21 protein-coding genes are annotated in these 19779 nt (G+C 60.6%); 5 read left to right on the forward strand and 16 right to left on the reverse strand.

Annotation, left to right across the window (positions count from 1 at the left end):
• The first annotated feature begins 20 nt into the window (after positions 1–20).
• Genes DMO26_RS01600 through DMO26_RS01615 form a run of 4 tightly spaced genes read left to right on the forward strand, consistent with a single transcriptional unit; the run spans position 21 to position 4147 of the window.
• On the forward strand, positions 21–1094 hold the full coding sequence (locus DMO26_RS01600) for an efflux RND transporter periplasmic adaptor subunit (RefSeq protein WP_226951153.1): 1074 nt from the start codon (positions 21–23) through the stop codon (positions 1092–1094).
• Positions 1091–1801, forward strand: a complete 711-nt coding sequence (locus tag DMO26_RS01605) for an ABC transporter ATP-binding protein (protein ID WP_117190257.1) — start codon at positions 1091–1093, stop codon at positions 1799–1801. Before DMO26_RS01600 ends, DMO26_RS01605 begins: the two co-directional genes overlap by 4 nt.
• Positions 1798–2943 carry an ABC transporter permease gene (locus tag DMO26_RS01610; RefSeq protein WP_117190258.1) on the forward strand — a complete coding sequence of 382 codons (1146 nt, stop codon included), beginning with the start codon at positions 1798–1800 and terminating at the stop codon, positions 2941–2943. Before DMO26_RS01605 ends, DMO26_RS01610 begins: the two co-directional genes overlap by 4 nt.
• Before the next feature lie 4 nt (positions 2944–2947).
• Positions 2948–4147 carry an ABC transporter permease gene (locus tag DMO26_RS01615; protein WP_117190259.1) on the forward strand — a complete coding sequence of 400 codons (1200 nt, stop codon included), beginning with the start codon at positions 2948–2950 and terminating at the stop codon, positions 4145–4147.
• 68 nt (positions 4148–4215) lie between these two features.
• On the opposite strand, the gene DMO26_RS01620 is transcribed toward DMO26_RS01615, so the two are convergent.
• The 4 genes from DMO26_RS01620 to DMO26_RS01635 all read right to left on the reverse strand — a co-directional run bounded on the left by DMO26_RS01620 (position 4216) and on the right by DMO26_RS01635 (position 7851).
• Complete coding sequence (locus tag DMO26_RS01620; RefSeq protein ID WP_117190260.1) at positions 4216–4599, reverse strand: DUF779 domain-containing protein; 384 nt, start codon at positions 4597–4599, stop codon at positions 4216–4218.
• A gap of 77 nt (positions 4600–4676) precedes the next feature.
• Entirely contained in the window at positions 4677–6185 is a 1509-nt protein-coding gene (gene adh, locus DMO26_RS01625; RefSeq protein WP_117190261.1) for an aldehyde dehydrogenase, read from the reverse strand.
• A 133-nt stretch (positions 6186–6318) separates the two neighbouring features.
• Positions 6319–7272 carry a helix-turn-helix domain-containing protein gene (locus tag DMO26_RS01630; RefSeq protein WP_117190262.1) on the reverse strand — a complete coding sequence of 318 codons (954 nt, stop codon included), beginning with the start codon at positions 7270–7272 and terminating at the stop codon, positions 6319–6321.
• A 270-nt stretch (positions 7273–7542) separates the two neighbouring features.
• Positions 7543–7851, reverse strand: coding sequence for a hypothetical protein (locus tag DMO26_RS01635; RefSeq protein ID WP_117190263.1), 309 nt, complete (start codon positions 7849–7851; stop codon positions 7543–7545).
• Positions 7852–8011: 160 nt separating this feature from the next.
• Here DMO26_RS01635 and DMO26_RS01640 point away from each other — a divergent pair, with 160 nt between their 5' ends.
• The gene (locus DMO26_RS01640) at positions 8012–8281 is read left to right on the forward strand and encodes a hypothetical protein (protein ID WP_117190264.1); all 270 of its coding nucleotides are present in this window, start codon (positions 8012–8014) and stop codon (positions 8279–8281) included.
• A gap of 158 nt (positions 8282–8439) precedes the next feature.
• On the opposite strand, the gene DMO26_RS01645 is transcribed toward DMO26_RS01640, so the two are convergent.
• The 12 genes from DMO26_RS01645 to DMO26_RS01700 form a co-directional block, all read right to left on the reverse strand.
• Complete coding sequence (locus DMO26_RS01645; protein ID WP_117190265.1) at positions 8440–9045, reverse strand: hypothetical protein; 606 nt, start codon at positions 9043–9045, stop codon at positions 8440–8442.
• Positions 9046–9057: 12 nt separating this feature from the next.
• Entirely contained in the window at positions 9058–9660 is a 603-nt protein-coding gene (locus DMO26_RS01650) for a hypothetical protein (protein WP_117190266.1), read from the reverse strand.
• A gap of 1 nt (position 9661) precedes the next feature.
• Positions 9662–10696, reverse strand: a complete 1035-nt coding sequence (locus DMO26_RS01655; protein WP_117190267.1) for a DUF4123 domain-containing protein — start codon at positions 10694–10696, stop codon at positions 9662–9664.
• Positions 10697–10739: 43 nt separating this feature from the next.
• Positions 10740–11042, reverse strand: a complete 303-nt coding sequence (locus tag DMO26_RS01660) for a PAAR domain-containing protein (protein ID WP_117190268.1) — start codon at positions 11040–11042, stop codon at positions 10740–10742.
• Positions 11043–11067: 25 nt separating this feature from the next.
• Entirely contained in the window at positions 11068–11880 is an 813-nt protein-coding gene (locus tag DMO26_RS01665; protein ID WP_117190269.1) for a hypothetical protein, read from the reverse strand.
• Complete coding sequence (locus DMO26_RS01670) at positions 11877–12911, reverse strand: type VI immunity family protein (RefSeq protein WP_117190270.1); 1035 nt, start codon at positions 12909–12911, stop codon at positions 11877–11879. Before DMO26_RS01670 ends, DMO26_RS01665 begins: the two co-directional genes overlap by 4 nt.
• Complete coding sequence (locus tag DMO26_RS01675) at positions 12908–13672, reverse strand: hypothetical protein (protein WP_117190271.1); 765 nt, start codon at positions 13670–13672, stop codon at positions 12908–12910. Before DMO26_RS01675 ends, DMO26_RS01670 begins: the two co-directional genes overlap by 4 nt.
• Positions 13669–14631, reverse strand: a complete 963-nt coding sequence (locus tag DMO26_RS01680; protein WP_162894665.1) for a DUF4123 domain-containing protein — start codon at positions 14629–14631, stop codon at positions 13669–13671. The genes DMO26_RS01675 and DMO26_RS01680 overlap by 4 nt, the downstream gene beginning before the upstream one ends.
• Before the next feature lie 5 nt (positions 14632–14636).
• Positions 14637–17084 (reverse strand): type VI secretion system tip protein TssI/VgrG, encoded by a 2448-nt coding sequence (gene tssI / locus DMO26_RS01685; RefSeq protein WP_117190273.1) that lies wholly within the window; start codon positions 17082–17084, stop codon positions 14637–14639.
• Between the two features lie 30 nt (positions 17085–17114).
• Positions 17115–18044, reverse strand: coding sequence for a hypothetical protein (locus tag DMO26_RS01690; RefSeq protein WP_117190274.1), 930 nt, complete (start codon positions 18042–18044; stop codon positions 17115–17117).
• A gap of 10 nt (positions 18045–18054) precedes the next feature.
• Positions 18055–19131 (reverse strand): hypothetical protein, encoded by a 1077-nt coding sequence (locus DMO26_RS01695; protein ID WP_117190521.1) that lies wholly within the window; start codon positions 19129–19131, stop codon positions 18055–18057.
• Positions 19132–19281: 150 nt separating this feature from the next.
• Positions 19282–19758, reverse strand: a complete 477-nt coding sequence (locus DMO26_RS01700) for an Hcp family type VI secretion system effector (protein ID WP_117190275.1) — start codon at positions 19756–19758, stop codon at positions 19282–19284.
• Positions 19759–19779 lie beyond the last annotated feature (21 nt).

Raw genomic sequence — 19779 nt, forward strand, 5'->3', positions numbered from 1 at the left:
TTTGTGCTGCAGGCATGAACATGATCAACGAACACGACCGTAAATTCGCAGAAACGCTCAAATCGCTAGCGTTGGAGCCTCCGTCTCAACCATCGGGGCACAAGACAAAGCGAACGAGATTCATCTTCCTCGCGCTCTTCCTGGTCCTGCTGGGGCTTGCCGCGACCGTGACGGTCAGAGCGTTCCGGCCCGACATTCTGGATCGCTGGGCAACGGTGCCGGCGCCCCCGCGTGAGGCTGAAGCTGCCGCCAGTAAGGCCACGGCGGAAAAGACCGCGGAAAGCAAGCCCTCCCCCATGCCGGCAAAGGAGGTCGCGGGTTCCGGCTACGTTATCGCACTTCAGGCCGTTCCCGTATTTTCGTGGTATGAAGGGCGCATCACATCGGTTGAAGTCGATGTAGGGCAGCGCGTGAGGAAAGGCGACGTCCTGGTCATGCTGGACGATGTCAGCGCCCGATTCGCGCTTGAAAAGGCGCAAGCCGAAAGGGTTTCGGCCGGGCTTACGCTCGACTCCAGAAGCATCGAGCTTGATCAATCCACTGCCCTGCTCCGGCGTGCCGAAGGTCTGGCCATGAAACAGGTCGTCTCCCGGCAAGAGCTGGAAGATGCCGTTACGGCACGAGACAAGGCCGCCAACGCGGTCGCCCAGGCGCGCCAGCAGTTGGCAAAGGCCGATCTCGAAATCCGGGTCGCCGAGGAGCGCGTTGATGCGCTTATCGTGAAGGCACCGTTTTCGGGGACGATCACGCAGCTCAACGCGCGAGCCGGAGGCACCGTCCTCTCACGCCTGGATAGCGTTCGCGAGAACGAAAGCCTGCTGACCCTGACCGACACGAACAATCTCGTCATCGATGCCGATGTGGCGGAAACAAATCTTGCGGCGCTTCGCGCCGGCCTGCACGGCAAGGCTGTGCTCGACGCATTTCCCGATCAGCCATTCACGATCGAGATCCTCCGGCTCGGGCCGGTGGTTTCCACTGAAAAGGGCACGATCAGCCTGCGCCTGTCGCTGATCGACCCACCGAAGGACGTCCGCCCGAACATGGCGGCTCGCATCCAAATTCCAGTCCAAACGGGAGACGCCCGTCAATGACATACGATTCCACCCAGTCCCCCTACATCGTTCTCAATGCAATCAGGAAGGGATACAGGATTGGTAGCGAAACCGTGCCGATTTTCTCGAATCTCGATCTCGAAATTCCACGTGGCGACTTCGTCGCCATCATGGGTCCCTCCGGTTCCGGCAAATCCACCCTGCTCAGTATGCTGGCAGGCATCGATCGGCCCGATTCCGGGTCTCTGTGCATCGGAACCTGTCTTCTCCACCAGATGGGCGAGGCCGCCCGCACCGCCTGGCGCGCCGGCAACATGGGCATTGTTTTCCAGTTCTACAACCTGCTGCCGATGCTCAATGCTGCCGAAAACGTGGAGCTGCCTCTGCTGCTGCGGCCTCTCTCCTCAAAAGAACGACGGGTTCGGGTGGAGAAGGTTCTCGATCTCGTCGGTCTTGCCGGCCGCGGAAATCAACATCCGAAGCTCATGTCGGGCGGACAGCAGCAGCGCGTCGGTATCGCGCGTGCCATCGTGACCGATCCCCCTCTGCTCTTGTGTGACGAACCGACCGGAGATCTGGATCGCAAGTCCGCCGAGGATATCCTGGGGATGCTGCGGGTTCTGAACAAGGAAATGGGAAAAACCATAGTGATGGTTACCCATGACCCGCAGGCCGCACAATATGCAAGCCGAACGCTGCACCTCGACAAGGGTATCTTCACCGAGGAGCGGAGGGCAGCTCGATGAACTTCTTCGGCATGGCCCGGAAAAATGCCTTGCGGAAGCCTCTGCGAACGGCATTGCTGATCATCTGCGTGACCGTCGCCTTCCTCATCTACGGGTTGACCGCCAGCTTCGTCAACGGAAGCCAGGGGGGAGCCTCCGGAGCAAGCGAGAACATACTGGGCGTCATGAGCGCGGCCGGTCGTACGCAGCCCTTGCCGATATCCTACATCAACCGGATCAAGGCTGAGCCGGATGTGCTGGCTGTCGGCTATATGACGCGTTTGCGCGGCTTTGCAACGGTGGAAAAGAACATCATCCCGGTTTCCGCCTTTGACCCTCGACAACTTATGGACGTCAACGGCAAGGAACTGGGCCTGACTTCGCAGCTGATGGAGCGATTCAGCGAGAACCGCGGCAAGGTCCTGGTTGGACGGGCGTTGGCCGAAGCGCAAGGCTGGAAAATCGGGCAGCGCATCACCGTAACCAGCTTCGACGTTCAAAAACAGGATGGCAGCCGCGACTGGCCGTTCGACATTGCCGGCATTTTCGAAGGTGAGAACGCATCGACGGACACCTACTTCGTGATTGCCCAATACGATTACGTCAATGCGATGCGTTCGCGTCACAAGGATACGGTGGATGCTTTCGTCGTGCGGCCGCAGCAACATGTTGCCGCCGGTGAACTGGCTGCCCGCATAGACCAACAGTTCGCCAACTCGGCCGCCCCCACCCGAACGCAATCCGAGAAACAGTTTCTCGAAGCTTTCCTGCGCCAGTACGCAGATATCGGCTTGATCGTGAACCTCGTCGTCGGCGCAGCCTTCATCACGCTGTTGATGATCATCGTCAACACCATGGTCTTTGCCGTGCGCGAGCGCAATTTCGAGATCGGAGTGCTGAAAACCTTGGGATTCTCAGACTTCAGGATCATGATCCTGATCCTCGGGGAGACATTGTTCATCTTTGCGGTCGGAGGCGGCATCGGCCTTGCGGGCGCGATGGCTTTCGCTGCATTCAGCAGCCCCGCCCTGGGTCTGGTGCTCTCGATGGAGCTCTTTTTCAACGCGATGATCATGATCATCGCCCTCGGCATCGCGACCGGCGCGCTTCCTGCGCGCAATGCCCTCAAGACACCAGCCGTCACCGCCCTGAGAGCGAGGTAGTTCCATGTCATCCAATACAAAACAGGCATTTGCCATGATCACGGCGAGCCTGCTCAGTTTGCCGCGCCGCATCTCCGTTTCCCTGTCGATGGTCTTTTCCGTGGCACTTGTGGTCTGCGTGCTGGCGGGTTTCCTGTCGATGGCCAAGGGGTTCGAAACGGCCTTGCAAAGCGCCGGGTCGCAAACCGTCGGCGTCGTCCTCGGCGGAGGCACCAATCAGGAGACCGGCTCCGAAGTGCCGTCTTCGATCATCCGCACTCTGAACGCCATGACAGGTGACATCGGGATCGTCCGCGATGCCACGGGCATGATCAGGTCGTCTCGCGAAATCGTTGTAGCGGTCGACGTGAAATCCGGTGACGCGGGGACAAATCGAACACTGGCCCTGCGCGGCATGGAGGCGGCCGGCCCCGGGATACGAGACAATATCTCCTTGTCGGCCGGACGTCTCTTTACGCCCGGCTCACGCGAAATCGTCGTGGGCGACCGTCTGGCCCGTGAACTGGGTTTCAATGTGGGCGATACCATTCGCTTGGGCGAAAGCGAATGGACGGTTGTCGGGCATTTCTCGGCACAGGGCAGCGCGTTCGAATCCGAACTCTGGGCCGACTTCGATGCTACGCGCGCGGCATTCGACCGGCAGGGACAGGTTCAAAGCCTGCGGGTCCGGCTGACCGAGCCGGCAGCTCTTTCCGTTCTGCGCGCCAAACTCGCGACCATCACGGGGATACCGCTGGTCGGCGTATCCGAAGCAGATCTCTATGCCGCGCAGTCGGATCGCACCGCGAACTTGATCAGATTGTTCGGATGGCCGCTTGCCCTTCTGATGGCCGTTGGAGCAACAGCCGGCGCCCTCAACACGATGATGAATTCGGTCTCGGATCGGATTGTCGACATAGCAACGGTCCGCACCCTTGGCTTCAGCCGACTGTCGGCATTTCTGGGAACCTGGGTTGAAGCGATGCTGATCGCAGCCGTCGGTGTCCTTTGCGGCCTCGCCCTTGCCTGGCTGATCTTCAACGGATGGCAGGCGAGCACGATCGGCGCCAACAACGCGACCATGGCCTTCCAGCTGACGGTAACCGGTGGCGTCATGTTAAATTCGGCTCTGCTCGGTCTTTTGGTCGGTGCGCTCGGCGGAGCTCTGCCGGCTATTGCCGCGACCCGGATTCCCCTGATCGCCGCCTTGCAGTCACGCGGATGAGAATCGCCCCCTGACTGCCGACCTCCGAACCCCTTCGGCAGATGCCGCTCGCCCTGCCCGCGGCGATATCAATCACGAGCGGATAGGGCGCATTCGATATCAGCTTCGCCGCCGAAGAGGCGCGACCGGGTGAGGAACCTCTTCTCGCGCCCGTTGTCCAGCGAGAACATTCCGCCGCGGCCGGGCACGACATCGATGATGAGCTGGGTGTGCTTCCAGGCTTCGAACTGACTGCCGCCGATATAGACCGGCACGCCGCCGACCTCGCCGAGCTTCACGTCATGATCTCCCACCATGAATTCGCCGGCCGGATAACACATCGGCGAAGAACCGTCGCAGCAGCCGCCCGACTGATGAAACAGGATGTCGGGATGGTCCGCTTGGATCTCCCGGATGAATTCGAGCGCCTTCTCGGTCGCAAGAACGCGAGATGCACCATTCGTTTCGTCCACGGTCCTGCTCCCCTCGGCACAATAGTCAAAGCTCCCGGTCGCCGCCGGGAGCCTTCCACGGCTTGTATGCTGGACGATCAGAAGAAGCCGAGTGCCTTGGGGCTGTAGCTGACCAGCATGTTCTTGGTCTGCTGGTAGTGATCGAGCATCATCTTGTGCGTCTCGCGGCCGATGCCGGACTGCTTGTAACCGCCGAATGCGGCGTGCGCCGGATAGGCATGGTAGCAATTCGTCCACACGCGGCCGGCCTGGATTTCCCGGCCGAAGCGGTAGGCGCGGTTGCCGTCGCGGGTCCATATACCGGCTCCGAGGCCATAGAGCGTGTCGTTGGCGATTTCGAGCGCTTCCTTCTCATCCTTGAAGGTCGTCACCGAAACCACCGGCCCGAAAATCTCCTCCTGAAAGATGCGCATCTTGTTGTGGCCTTTGAAGATCGTCGGCTTGATGTAATAGCCGTTCGAAAGTTCGCCGCCGAGATCGTTGCGCGTCCCGCCGGTCAGGACCTCGGCACCTTCCTGGCGGCCAATGTCGAGGTAGGAAAGGATCTTCTCCATCTGTTCGCCGGAAGCCTGAGCGCCGATCATGGTTTCCGTGTCGAGCGGATTGCCTTGGCGGATCGCCTCGACGCGCTTGACGGCCTTTTCCATGAACCGATCGTAGATCGATTCCTGAACGAGCGCACGGCTTGGGCAGGTGCAGACTTCGCCCTGGTTCAGGGCGAACATTGCAAACCCTTCGAGCGCCTTGTCGAGGAAATCGTCATCCTCGGCCATCACGTCGGCAAAGAAAATGTTCGGCGACTTGCCGCCGAGTTCCAGCGTCACGGGGATCAGGTTCTGGCTGGCATATTGCATGATCAGCCGGCCGGTCGTCGTCTCGCCGGTGAACGCGATCTTGGCGATGCGGTTGCTGGTGGCGAGCGGCTTGCCGGCTTCAAGGCCGAAGCCGTTGACGATGTTGAGCACGCCCGGGGGCAGGAGATCACCGATGATCTCGGCCCAGACGAGCAACGAGGCAGGCGTCTGCTCCGCCGGCTTGATGACGACGCAATTGCCGGCGGCAAGGGCCGGCGCCAGCTTCCAGGCCGCCATCAGGATCGGGAAATTCCATGGAATGATCTGACCGACGACGCCGAGAGGCTCATGGAAGTGATAGGCGACGGTATCGTGGTCGATCTCGCCGATCGAGCCTTCCTGGGCACGGATGCAAGCAGCAAAATATCGGAAGTGGTCGATGGCGAGCGGAATATCCGCCGCCATGGTCTCGCGGATCGGCTTGCCGTTGTCCCAGGTCTCGGCCTGGGCGAGCACTTCCAGCTTGTCTTCCATCCGCTGGGCGATCTTCATGAGGATGTTGGAGCGGTCGGCGGCGGACATCCTGCCCCACTTGTCCTTGGCGGCATGGGCGGCATCGAGCGCCGCATTGATATCCCGCTCGTCGGAACGGGGGATTTCGCAGATCTTGCCGCCGGTCACGGGCGTCAGGTTGTCGAAATACCTGCCGCCGAGAGGCTCGCGCCACTCGCCTCCGATATAGTTGCCGTATTTCAGCTTGAACGGCGATTCGATGATTTTCTGATGCAGCATGTCATCCTCCCGTGGATATAGTTCCGGAGCAAACCCGATGGGAAGGAAAGTGCGCATATTCGTACGCCGAAGACAGAGCCGCCGATCTATATCGCAGCGCACAGTGTCGCAACTTTGCGACACTTTCCGGCGGTCAGTGCAAACCGAACTTATTCATTTTGCGATGCAGCGTGGCACGGCTCATGCCAAGCGCCACGGCGGCCTGCGAGACATTGCCGTTGGCGCGCGACAGCGCGCGGAGAAGCGCGGCGCGTTCGGCTTCCCGAAGATCCGCGCTGCTGCCGGCGCGGTTCTCCTGCAGCGCATCGGCTGCCGGAATGCCTGCGGCTATGCACTGGTCATCCAGCCTCAGCGCCAGCCGCGCAGCCCGCGTCGCCCCGAGCACGATATCGTTCCGGTCGACAGCGAGTAACGCCGACGTAGCTCCCGTCTCGGTAGGCACCATTACAAAACGAGCACCGGCAAATGCGCTTCGGAAGAGATTGACCTCAATGCGCGCAGCCGCTTCCCTGACGGTCTGGGAGAGGATCGCCAGGGTCACCTCGGTCATATCTTCCCGGCAGGTGGAGACGTCGAGCGCGCCGGCGAGCCGGCCGCGATGATCGCGAATCGGTGCCGTGGTGCAGCTCAGGTCGATGTTGGACGAGAAGAAATGCTGGTCGCGGATGATCGCGACCGCCCGCTCGTCTGCAAGGGCGGTGCCGATACCGTTCGTGCCTATGCTGGCCTCGGTCCAGACCGTACCGGTCCATAGGCCCAGGTCGCGGAAATCCTTGTCGTCGCCGGACGTGCCGCGCCGTTCCAGCGCTATGCCTTCCCGATCGGTCAGCAGCAGGCAGCAACCAGCCTTGCCTATGGTCAGAAACAGGCGGTCGAGTTCGTCGGCCGCTTCCGCGACCAGCCTTTCCGACTGTTCGCGGGCAGCCCGGAATTCCTGCTCGGTCAGGCGGACGGGCAGCCGCTTTTCCTCGGGCGCCAGACGATGCATCGTCATGCAACGGCGCCAGGATGCGACGACAGCCGAGCTCGCCGCGGCAGACTGCGCGGACGCATAGACCTGATCCGCATGCGCGGAATGTTCGTGCATTGGGCTCCTCCCAACGGATGCTAATTCAATTCTTGCTAAAAAACCGTTCCATTGCAATCCGCAGGCTTCGATATATTTATCCGGCAATATCGACCGTTCCCTGCTTCCGGCGTTGAACACGGTTATCGGCGGGATGAGAGAAAGGAATCCGCTTTCTGGCACTTTGATCTGCGCAACGGCTGCATCGATCGCGGAGGCCAGGGAGAAGATCGATTTTCGCTCGTCGATCTCCGGAGGGACCCTTCACGATTGGCGGCGCATCGATTCGAATCAGCCAGCTTCGGCACGCCAATATCCCGGCGCGGCAGGGCTGTCGCCGGCCATGCGTTCCTGTCGGGGATCGGCCCGGATGATGATCTTGCGGGGCCGCTCATTGGCGCGCTGGACGAGAATATTGATGACGCACTGACCGCCATGGCTGCGAACCGAGAGCAGCCGCCCGCCGGTTTCCTGGACGACCTGTCGAACGGCACTCGTGCAATCGAGTCGCTCGGCGATGTCCGAAACGTTTATGCCCGGCAAATTCGGCACCGCGCCCAGAACAGCGATCACCGCTGCGGCTGTCGTAAGAATGGCCATGTCTACCCCCGCAAAGAACCATCGGAACCTATCATGCCGATCGCCTGCCCGCTTTCTTGAATTTATATCGGCGCACGACATATATTGTTATTGTGGAGATGATGGGCTTGCCAGCCTCTTCACCGCCTGTCGGTTCCTGCTATCCGAGGGAGGATTTGTTATGATCGACACAAGAGAACTTCTCGACACCAATCCCCGCGCTGCCTCCGCGGCAGATGTTTGGGCTGACAACAGCCCCTCTCTCCTCTCCTCGCACACCGCGAAAATGGATTTCCTCTATGAACAGCTCGCGCGACGGGGCACCGCTCCGGAAGGCATGAGCTGGAACCTGCTCCTCCTCGAATGGAAATATGATCTGGCGGTCCTCTTCGGGAACCTGCGCGACTGGATGAGCTACATCGATCGGCGCTTCGACAAGCCCTCCGAATAGATCCAACGACCTCCGCACCCGTCGGAGCATGGTGTAGAGGGAACGGGCGTGTACGGTAAGCCTGCCGGCCGGACCGGCCACATTTTCCAACATTCCGGACCGACAACAGGCGGACTGGTCGTCTGCCGAATGCCTCGTGAAATCCACCGCCTATGTTTTTACAGGAAGGAGTGGATAATCCAGCTTTCTGCCTCTTCCGGCGGATTGTAGGCATCAGCCTGTGCCTCGATCGTCCGTTCCGCGAAACGCTCGTCGGAAGCGGCAAGCGGTGTGACCTGGCCGCGCGTCACGATACTGAATGCATCCGTAGTCACCGCGATATTGTCGAAGGCGGCACCCGTCGAGCGATAGCGTCCGGGCGCGCCATTGGCTCTTTCAAGCAATTTCAGCGCGTCAACGGCCGGCAGATCGAACAGTAGAGTGTCGTTGAGGTTGGTGCGGTTCTCCCGGACCGACGTCATGACCGATGCCACGCGTCCCGCCTCGTACATGACGAATACACGTCCGCCATTGTAGATTTCCTGCCGTCCCTGTTGGCCCGCCTTCTCCTCGACCGCGGCTCTGACAGCCGCGAGATCCTCTTCCGTCGCGAACTGGCTGAAGAGCGCGAAAGTATCGTCCAGTCCCGCCGACAGGTCGGCATCCTCGGTCACCGTATCAAGCGGACCATAGACCGAGCTCACGCCCGCCACGCCCTCGACCGTCATACCGAAGGAAATGAGCCCAAATCCGATTTTCGGCCTGATCGTCCATTCATTATCCATGGAACTAACCTTCTATCTGATGATACCGTGTTGCCTCAGGCAGTTTGCGTAAGCAAGCATCTGCTGGATGGCAGCATCGTATTTTGTGGGGTCTCCGCTGCGCGCGGCGATGGCTCTGACCTCTTGCGCATCCATCAGGATTGCCTGCATCGTCTGCCCGCGCGCAAGCATGCCCCGTTGGACGGCATAGGGCGCACCGTGAACCTTACTGCCGTAAGACGATGTCGCATAGTGGTCGTTGGCGTCCATCTGGATTGCGGGACCTACGGGACGCGGCAACGGGGAGTAATGATCGGCCGGCGTGTGATGGCTGTGGATGGTGCCCGAAGTACCCGTCTTGTTTTCCGGAAGGCCGACGCAGCCATGAGCGCCGCCGCGATATGGGCCGGGAGCGCCACAGGCCAGGTGGGCACAGGGATTTTGAGCGCATGTGGCGCAGGTAATCGCCGTGCTTTTCGTTGCGGGGCGATTCTCCGGTTCACTATCGGCCCGCGACATCTCGTTTACCGCGTAGTGGATTCCGAAAGCCGCAGCGGCTGCGGAACCGACGAACAGCGCCGCCTCGCCCAATGCGACAAGAGCCGGCGGAATAAGGGGAAGGGCAGCGAGCGGCATCTTACCGTTCCTCCCGGATGGCTTGCTGCTTCAGGGCGGCCAACGAATGCCGCATAAGCATGGCGACGCGCATATCGGCGCTGTAACCGGGGGCATCGGCCTGCATCGCCTCGCGGACCGCGGGATTGCGCCCCAGTTGACCGGAGGTTACCAGCGACATGTATGCCCAGCGGCAATGGCCGGCGTCCGTCTCCACGCCGAAGCCGCTCGATTCGCGGATGGAGCGCGAAGCGAACTGGCGGAGCTTATCGTCTTCGATCTCGGAAACACGGGCGGGTGCGACCTTGCGCAAATAATCCGCGACCTTGTTGGCAGCCGCCGCATTCCGCCGCTCCCCGATCGCCCGGATGTTATGGTCTTCAAGTCTCAACATCCCCGATCGGGGGGCCGGCAGGTCGGACGTCCGCTTGGCTCCTTTGATTCCGCCATCTTCGGTCCAGATCGGATCGGGGGAAAACAGCAACGCGTCCGCGGGGCCTAGCAGCCTTGAGAACTGGGCCGGGTTCAGCGACGGCAGCACCTGCGCCATCACATTGGCGTCGGCATGGCGAAACAGGACCGCAGTGTAATCGGATCGCTCGGCCGACGTTTCCGGCTTGTCCTCGGGCGGCAGAGGCGAGGCCTCGTAGGATCTGCCATGATCGGTTTCGGTATCGTGAGGAACCAGGACCATGTTGATCGTCCGCAAATGGCGATAAAGTACCTCTCCGCCCGCGCTGCACTGCCAGAATACGGCAGCGGGCATGGCATCGATAACAGCGAGCAATCTCTCGACAAACTCGGGGTTTGGAGGAGCGGACGCTTCTTCGTCCGCGACCGGTCCGCCAGTCCTCTGCCGATCGAGCCAGATCAGCTGGGGCGCGGTGGCGACCCGCTCCTGATTTCCGTCACCGCGATCCAGATAGAGCGCGCGATGAACAAAGTTGCCCCCGAAGAGAGTACCGGGCAAATCCTCGAACTGCGCGCCGTCCAGCACGGCGAACAGCGGTCTGTCGGATAACAGCAACGCTTTTTTCAGCTGCTCAGTCACGTCCATGAAACATCCTTCCGACGCGCCGTTTGGAATGGATTTCCCGATTTCATTCGAAGGTCAGCCAGGCCACGCCCTGCACCAACCGCCCGCCGTGCTCGCACGCATCTCCGAACCTGGCGATCTTCTTTCCATTGATGTTCGCGATCGACGATCCGCCGGTGATGCCGGCCGTGGTCAGCACGCCCGTGCAGGTGCATTTGTCCGTGACGGTGGCGATCGGAACGCCTTCGACGCACACGAAGCTCTGGCCCGTCGACGAAACTGGACCGCCCACATGCGGCTTGGGCCCCGGATCGACCATCGGGCAGACATGCATGTGACCCTTGAGAGTGACGGGACTGCCTGGCATTTTTCACCTCCTCGGCCTGTCGTATTCAAAATCCTTCCCGGAATTCGAAATCCCAGGCCGCGATGTCGACATCCAGCGATTTCTCCAACGCCTCGCGGAAGAGAACAAAGACGAGCGAAATATCCGACGGGGCCATTTCGACGCTATACTCGGCGGTCGCGGCTTCCACCGCGATCTCGACCGGATAAGGCACCCAGGAATTCTCAAGCCATTGCTCGGGATTACGCTCCGTCTCGAAACCGCTCCACGCGACGAGGCTGTCCAGGCTCTCCAGCGATGCGTGCACCGACGCCTTCTCCGCTTCCTGGAGCGTTCGTGAGAACTTCATCACGACCTTGATAAAGAACTCGACGGCATCCGCCGGCCAGATCCGGCCGAGATCGGGATGGACCTCCATGTCTGCCGGAAGGCGCGCCGTCATCTCTTCGCGGGCGGCCTCCTTGCGGGCTTCGAGTGCTGCTTGCAATGCGGGAAAGTCGATGCTTCCCAGAGCCGAGGCTTCGACGGTCACCTTGTCCACGAGGCGCGTTTCCATATCGCCGTCGGCGGCGGTCGCATAGTCGATCAGATTGACGAGAACGGCGACCTTCCAGGCATCGGCCGCCACGTGAGACGGCAGGTCGAAAACGATCTCGCTCCCGGATGTCGTCACGCCTCCCCTCGCAGGCACCTCTCCCGATATCGCGGCGAATATATCGAGCGCAGGCAGGACGGTGTCCGCGGGAATGGCGGAGCGAAACATATCTGCCGCGGAATAGTCCGGCGCGATCGAGACGCGCAGGCGGGGCTTTCCGCTATTCGATCTGATTTCCACCGGGAAATGTAGCTCTCGGCTCATGCAGCGCTCCCTTTGAACCAATCGCCGTCATAGAAGCGCCGTTCCCAGAGCAGGCTTTCCTTCGCGAGTTCCGGTCCGAAAATCTCGACGCGCGGGTGTTTTGCGCTTGGATGCCCGTTGTCCTTCGGCTTCAGCCGCTCTCCCAACGCGTGATAGAGCGGAAGCAGATCGTCATCCTGCCCCTTCTCCCCGGTTATCGGCCGATCGCCGAGCTGGAAGAGCACGCCACATTCGCTTTGCTGCAGGATGATACCGGCAGGAAGACCCCTGGTGATCGCATCGGCGCCGCCCAAGGCCGCCAGAAAGGGTTCTCCGACGAATGTCAGCCAGTTGATGCCGGCGATCCAGTAGGTGCCGAGGTCATGTTCGCGATTTGCCGACCATGCGCGATAACGGATTTTCGAGAGGTCGAGTGCCGGAAATCTGTGGGCGATCGGCAGCAGTCTGTCGCCGCTCTGATTGCCGAAATCCTCTGAAAGCGAAAGGCCATAGCCACCCATTGCCGAGCCAAGCGGCAGCCGCAGCAGAACCGCCTTCAGCCGTTCGACGTCGAGCACTCCTGCCTTCCAGTCCTCGACGGAAACGCTTATATCCAGTTGAATGACGCCGCCGACCCAGAAATGGAATTTCGTCGGCCCGCGATCGAAGATGTTCTCGCTTGCATCGCCCGTCCCGAGATCAACGGATCCCGACTGGAACTGGAAGCCGATGAAGAACCCGTCGTCGTTCGGAATGACCGACTTCATGTGATCGAAGGGCTGGAAGTCCTCCGGCTTGATCGTCTTGCGGCGCCGTTCGCGCGCGCCGGGCTTCTCGATCATCAAGAGACGCTCGGCTCGCTGCTCGATCGTCGGGCGGAAAATGTCGAACAGTTCCCGATAGGCATCCATGTGATCGAAAGGATGCGCCTGACGCACGGGCGCGATGCCGCATAAGCGGAAAGCCGGCGTGGAAAAGGCCTCGATATTCCAGCTGTCGTCCAGTCCGTCGTGAAAGAGAGGATCATCCTGCCACATCAGATCACCATTCAAGATACATTCGGGAGGGCATCGGCTTTCGCCTTGCCATCACACTTACAGGTATTCTGGCTGACTTCGCCATCACGCTGGACGTTCGGATTCGATTTGCCCGATTGTTCGAGCGCCTCGTTATAAAGTTCGGTTTGTCCCGGCTGCCATTGGTCGCCGTCGAACTTGAAATCATAGATATCCTTCAAAGCTCCATCGGCGCCCTCGATGGCGACGTCCGGCCTGACCCGGTAGACATCCCCCTGATAGCGGTTCAGCGCTTCGTTGACCGATTTGTAGAGGTCATAACCGGTCGTCGCGATGTCGTAGACGTCGTAGGCCGTCGAAAGGACGTTCAGGATCGGCACGAGCTTCATCCAGCCGGTCGCTGCCTTCTGCACGGCCTTGCGGGTGATGGTCTGACCGACCTTCTTCATCAACTGGTCGCGCAGGGGCTTCAGATGCCGGTTGATGGCGCTTCGCGACATCGGCGATCTACCCCAATGCTTGGGCGCATTCTTGAACGGCACCATCCGCATCTTTTCGAGCGCCGCCACGGCTCCCTTTCCGTATTTCCCGGTGATCGCCCGTTTCAACAGGTTAGATTTGCCGGCCTTTTCCTGGGCGACTGCCGATTTCTTCTTGCCCTTGTGCTTCCCTTCGCAGAATTCCTTGCGGACCTCGCAGAAGATGACGCAGAGCGCGGCCTTGACCGGATCCGGGTTCCTTGCCTTCGGCAGCCCGGTTCCACACTCGCTGGGGCACGTGGCGCAAGCCGTCGTCACTGCATTCCTCCCTTCGCGATCACTGTCGTTTCCCGCTGGGCCCACTGGATTTTCACGGCGGGCGTCAACTGTTCGTCTTCGAGATGCTCAAGCACCGCCCGAAAGCGCGGGCTTCGCTCGAAAGACCGGCCATGGAGGAGATCAAGTTCGATAAAGCTCCAGATGTGATCCTTCGCCCCCAATCCATAGGTCGACGCCCGGTCGAAGGCTTCGCCGACCCTGACGCTCTTGTCGGGGTCGCGGTCGGCAAGTTCGCCGATCGCTTGCTTGCGCATCATCGCCGTGCGCGCCGCGTCGATCAGCGACATGTTCCAGTCTTCGAGCTGCAACATGCCGGCTGGGACCGGCGGCGGATTTCGGGGCCGATTGATAACAATGGCCTTTGCGCCATCAGTCCAATCGGCATCGGGCGCAAAAAGAACCGCGTTTGCCGGCCCCAGGACCCGTGTGATCTGCACCGTATTCAGTGCCGGAAGAACCTGCGCCATGACATTTGCGTCGGCGTGGCGAAACAGCACCGCACCATGAGTTTCCGTTGCCGGCACACTGGTCGCGAACGGATTTTCCGGAATGGCGTGCCTGGGAATGCGCACCATGTTGATGGCGCGCAGATGGCGATAAAGTGCCTCTCCACCTGCTTCACATTCCCAGAACACGGCCGCCGGGCGCGCGCCGACGAACATCAGCAGGCGTTGCAGGATCTGGGGATCCGGCGGCCCGTCGACTGCGACAGTGCCCGGGGGCCCGTTGCCAGCTCGGCGATCGAGCCACACGAGCTGCGGCGCGGTCGCCACGCGATCACGGTTTCCGTCGCCTCGATCCAGATAAAGGGCCTTATGAAAGAAACCGATGCCCAGCAGGTCCCGGGGCAGATCATCGAACTGCGCGCCGTCGACCACGGCAAGCACCGGGTTGCCGGATTCCAGCAGGCTCTGTTTGAGATGACCAGGGGCTGCCACCGTGGTCACCCCTTGACGAATGGTGTGGAGGATTTCGCCATCTGCCTCAGGCAGGATGCGCCTTCGCCGGGGCCGCCGCGTTTGAAGTTGATCTGATTGCCTTCGATATCGACCTTCAGACCTCTGATCCGGATGCCGGTCTTGTTGATCTCGATATAGCCACCGGGCGCGGATAGGAGAATTGAATCGTCGCCATAAATCTCCCAGACCTTCGCTTCGCCGTGATATTTCTCACCGGAGACGAGATTGTAGAGCTTGCCGACATTGACGGTGATCTTCTCCCCGACGGTCGTCCCTTGCGCGACGCCGACGCTGATATGCTGCTCCTCGCCGATCGTGACATTCTGTTGCTTGCCGACGTTGATCATCTCCGTCTGGCCGATATTGGTCACCTTGCTCATGCCGATCTGCTCGGCCTTGGCCACGCCGACGCTGGTGGACTGAAACGAGCCGACGATCGTGTTCATGATGCCCGGCAGCGGGAACAGGCCGGAGGCATCCGTTCCAACGCCGGTACCGGAGCCGGCGAGAGCCGTGCCTGCATCAGCACGTGGATTGGGACCGGCGACGACACCTTCGCGGCTGCCGAGACCGCTGCCGCTCAGGAAACCGAGCGCCGAGGAGGCAACCGTACCGGCGAACGCAGCAAGGCCCGGACCGCCCCCTCCGGCGATCTGGCCTGCCGCGGAGAGCAGGCCTGCCGTCTGCCCCGAAAGTCCCTGCACTGCTGCCATAAGCGCCATGGCCATCGGCCCGGTGCCGCCGACAACCGTGTTCATCGAGCCGCCAATCTCGTGCTTCTGGTTGCCGCCGACCTCGACGGCACGATTGGCGCCGATCGACGCCACCTCATGCCGGTCGATCCGCTTCGTCCTGTCGTTCAACACGCGGGTCGTCTGATCCTTCTGCGCATGGAAGAACATGTTCTCCCGGCCGGCATCGTCCTCGAACGACATCTCGTTGAAGCCGGTCCCCTTATGGGTGTTCGAGCGCATGACCATGCGCGTCTTGTTGGCCGGCAGGTCATAAGGCACGGAATTTGCCGGGTTTGGCACGACGCCGGTGACGAGCGGCCGGTCGGGATCGCCATCGACGAAGGCGACCATGACTTCCATGCCGATGCGCGGGATGACCTGGCCGCCCCAGGTGGAGCCAGCCCAGTTCTGCGCGACACGCACCCAGCAAGTGTCCGATCCGTCCTTCTTTGCCTTGCGATCCCACGGGAACCACAGCTTGATGCGGCCGTACTGGTCCGGATGAATCTCCTCTCCCGCCGGACCGGCGACGATCGCAACCTGCGTGCCCTCGATCCTCGGCCGCTTCGTCCCGCGATGCGGGGTCAACGGTACGCGGGCCGGCACCGCTTCGAACTCGTTGCGGAATTCCGGCTCGTTGGAGTTGGTCTCATAGGAACGGTCGACGACCGTGTGGGTCGCCTTGACGATCACGTGCTCCTCGTAGACATGGTCCGGATGGGCCACTTCATAAGGCGTGAAACGGCGGCCCGCTTCCAGGATGCGGGACGTCGAAGCGCCGAAGACCCGGTCATGATCGGCTTCGCTCGCCTGCATGCGGAGCTTCTCGGCACGCTCCGCCTCGGCGACCGAGGAGATGCGTGCTGGATATTCGTAGAGCTCGCGCTTGGCCGTCTCGGGCAGTTGCACCAGCGAGGGCGTCGTCGTGCCCGGCACCATGCGAGGCGTCTCGAAATTCCAGTCGGCGCCGGCCCGCTGGCCTGGCACATAGGAATACCGCCGGCTCCATTCGTTGATATGATTGCGATCGGAAGAACCTTGCGCCAGACGCACGCGACCTTCCCCTTGCGCTGCGGGAGACGCGCCGAGCCAGGAACTGGCGCTGTCGGCCACGTATAGCTTGTGCTTTCCATCCTCGTGGGAGAACCAGTAGAAAAGCCCATCCTCCTCGAACCGGCGGGTGAGATAGGCAAGATCCGTTTCGTTCCATTGCACGGAATAGTGTTGTGACGGCGGAGGCGTGACGATGCCGGATACGTCGGGAGCGGGAATGCCATGTTCTGAGAAAAGGGTCTCGACAATATCGATCGACGTCTTGTCCATCCATATGCGGCAGTCCGTCCGACGCGACAGGAGCCACATCTGAGGACGCAGCACCATCGAATAGGACCGAAGGCCGCGGGTGATCGGAGGTCCTTCGTTGAGCTCCGTCACCAGACCGTTGAACGGACGGCGCACGCCCTCTCCTTCTCCCTGAAAGACCTCGACGGAAACATCCACCAGCCGGCCGATGAGTTCTTCCGGCTTGACGATCGGCTTCTTGGCTCGCGCCGACAGCTTGATCTCGAAAAGCGAGGAAACACCTTCCTCGATCGTCACGCGCTCCGGCAGCAGCTGGTCCTCGCCGAGTGGCGAAACGATCTTCAAAATGCGGCTCGCCTGGATAAAATCGGCGGCGAAGGATTGCAAATCGTCCATACGTCAAAGTCCCGTCTTGGAAGCGCTCAACTATTGCTGCTGCGGTCGGGGATGAGTTTTGAGGTAATCCGCCAATGCCGAGAAATACTCTCCAAGCATCTTGGTATTGGCCTGGTCGGATACCTGCCTGTAACTTTCGATAAGTGCCTGCCGTTTTGCTTTACCTTCTGCACTTTGGTAAAAGTCGGTGAGAGCTGAAAGATCTTCCGTGGACAGCGTGGCGAGAATGAAGGTCAGTCGCGCCCGTTCTTCCATCCGCGCGACATCCTTGGGCACCGGCTTTTCGTTTTCGGTTCTGCCCCGCAGGGATGCGACCACATTCCGCATCTCGGCCTTCAGTTTCTCTTGAGATGCAGATGTCAGTTCGGCGCTGTCGGCATCGGAAACCACCTCCAGCGAGACGTACATGATCTGGGCCGTCAGAGCTGTCTCGGCAGCCAGTTCCGGTGCTGCCATCAGGTCCGCCAGCCGGGCGATACGTGGACCGTCATCGGCGCTAGCGACTCGAGCCTCTATCTCTTTCGCTGCAGCCTGGTCCTGGCGTTCATACATCTTGGCGATCTTCTCGCGCCCGTCTTCAAAAGCCGCAGCGACCTTGACCAAGGCCGCCGGATCGATGGTCCCGTCATCGATATCCGCCAGCCTATCCGAGATCTCGGCACGCATGTCCTTGGGGTCGAACGAAGCGCTGACAGCCAGTTCGAGCAGGGGGGCCGCCTTTGAAGCCTCGGTATTTCCCCGATCGGCTGCGGCCTTCGCCACATTTTCGGCCACCAGCGGCATGGACGAAAGACGTGGACCGACCTGCTCTATCTGAAGAAGAGCGTCATCGACCTCGGCGGAAGCCAATGCAAGGGCGGGCGCCGATGCCGTCATGGCAAGGGCCAGGCCCATACTGCGCAGGCGGCACAAGGCGATGTCAGCCCGAACCGATGACGAAGAAAAACCGATCAACTTCATCCAAAGCCCCTCAGATCATCCGGACATCGGTAAGCTGCCTGGGACGAGCATCATTCGTAAGACGGTTGATGACCTGTTCCGCCTTCACCATCTGCACGTGGCTGGTCGGGTCGATCAGGATTTTCTCGGCAAAGTTCTGCGCCGGATAGAACCGCCCGTTACCGGTCTGCATGCTGAGCGTGTTGATGCGATCACGGATGCCGGACCCGATATTGTCGTATTCGATGCGCTGGCCGGGATCATAGGGCACGAAAGGACGCCCCACGAACTTGGGAGCAATCTCTTTCGGATAGTCGCCGGCGCGAGGCATCTGCGGAATCGCCTTCCTGCCGTATTCCACGTCCCGGCCCATGCCCCCTACAGTTCCTCCGGTTGCCGGCGCGTAGGTCACCAGCTTGTCGGAGTCGAGCACGGCTGTCATGTAGAAGAGAAGTTCCATCTTCTGCGACAGCTTCTGCTCATCGACACGCCGGCCCGCGGGTGGATTGCAGAACGGGATGCCGCGGGCAAGATCGGCAAGCTTCGATTTGTTCGCTTCGTTGATCGATTGGTCGTCCCGCACGCCCTGGATGAAGTTATGCACGCAGATATGGTTGGCATTTATGAAGTCGTCGAGACGAGTCATATAGTTGAGGGCGGTCGGAGATGCTGCAATCGGCGCACTGCCCGTGAGACTCTTCGCCGCGCTCGTCACCTGCTTGTTGGCAAGTTTCTTGGCTTCGTCCAGAATGCCGCCGAGCGCAAACATCAAGACCTTGTTGTTGGCGGCGACATGCATCAATTCGAAGGTGCGGTTGAGGTTATTGTTGCAGACCATGCTCAGCATCGCGCGTCCCGCCAGCACGCGCACGGAGGTCGTCGCGAACGCCGCCATCATCACGCTGCCCGTCAATATGGATGCGGCGAATACGAAAAGTTCCGCCGCCAGTCGGTTGCGCTCGGCTTGCGCCTTGGTTTCGCGATTGAAATTCTCGACAGCAAGATCGTAGGCGCGTACATAAGGATTGGCGACGTTCAATTGCCATTGGGACTTGTACTTGGGAAGTTCCAGAAGAATATCGTTCAGGCGTTCGGTTGCTGACGGCACGATCATCTCCATTGTCCAAAGCCGAAAGAGTTCTCTCAACTCGTTTGCGAAAACCGCGTTTCTCATCTGCAGGCGCAAGCAGAAACGGTGACCCGATGCACGAGAACGGCGCCGGCCGAAAAAGGCCGGCACCGCAGATATTGAGAAGCCTCAAGCGGCCTTGGCCGTGGAAAGGTCGTAAGACGCGATCATCGGCGACTGCGGCGCATGATTCTCGTCATACGGCGTGTACTTCACTTCCATCTTGGTGAAGTTCAGCTTGATCGTTTCGATCGGGCGATCCCCATTGGAATCGATCGAGTAGCTGGCGATCAGGGTGTTGGTGAGCGCATATTCGATAAACGTGTCGCCCGGGTTACCGGTCGTCACGAGATGGATAACAGTGCGCTTGCCGGTGCGGCCGGAGCACGCTTCCTGGAAAAGTTTGGTCGACGAAGAGTCGCTGACCTTTGTCAGGATGACTTCCGAGATGGTCGGCTCGGAAGCTTCACGGTTTGCCGCGGAACCGGCAGACGTGTTCATGTTGCGGGAGACGTTCCAATGGATGGCTTCGATATCCATCCACTTCCGATGCTGCTCATGGGTTGCGTCACCCTGAATACCGTCGATCTGCAGATAAATCGGCATGCTATCAGCTCTCCTGTTGTC

The sequence above is a fragment of the Rhizobium terrae genome, assembly GCF_003425685.1.
Lineage (GTDB): Bacteria > Pseudomonadota > Alphaproteobacteria > Rhizobiales > Rhizobiaceae > Neorhizobium > Neorhizobium terrae.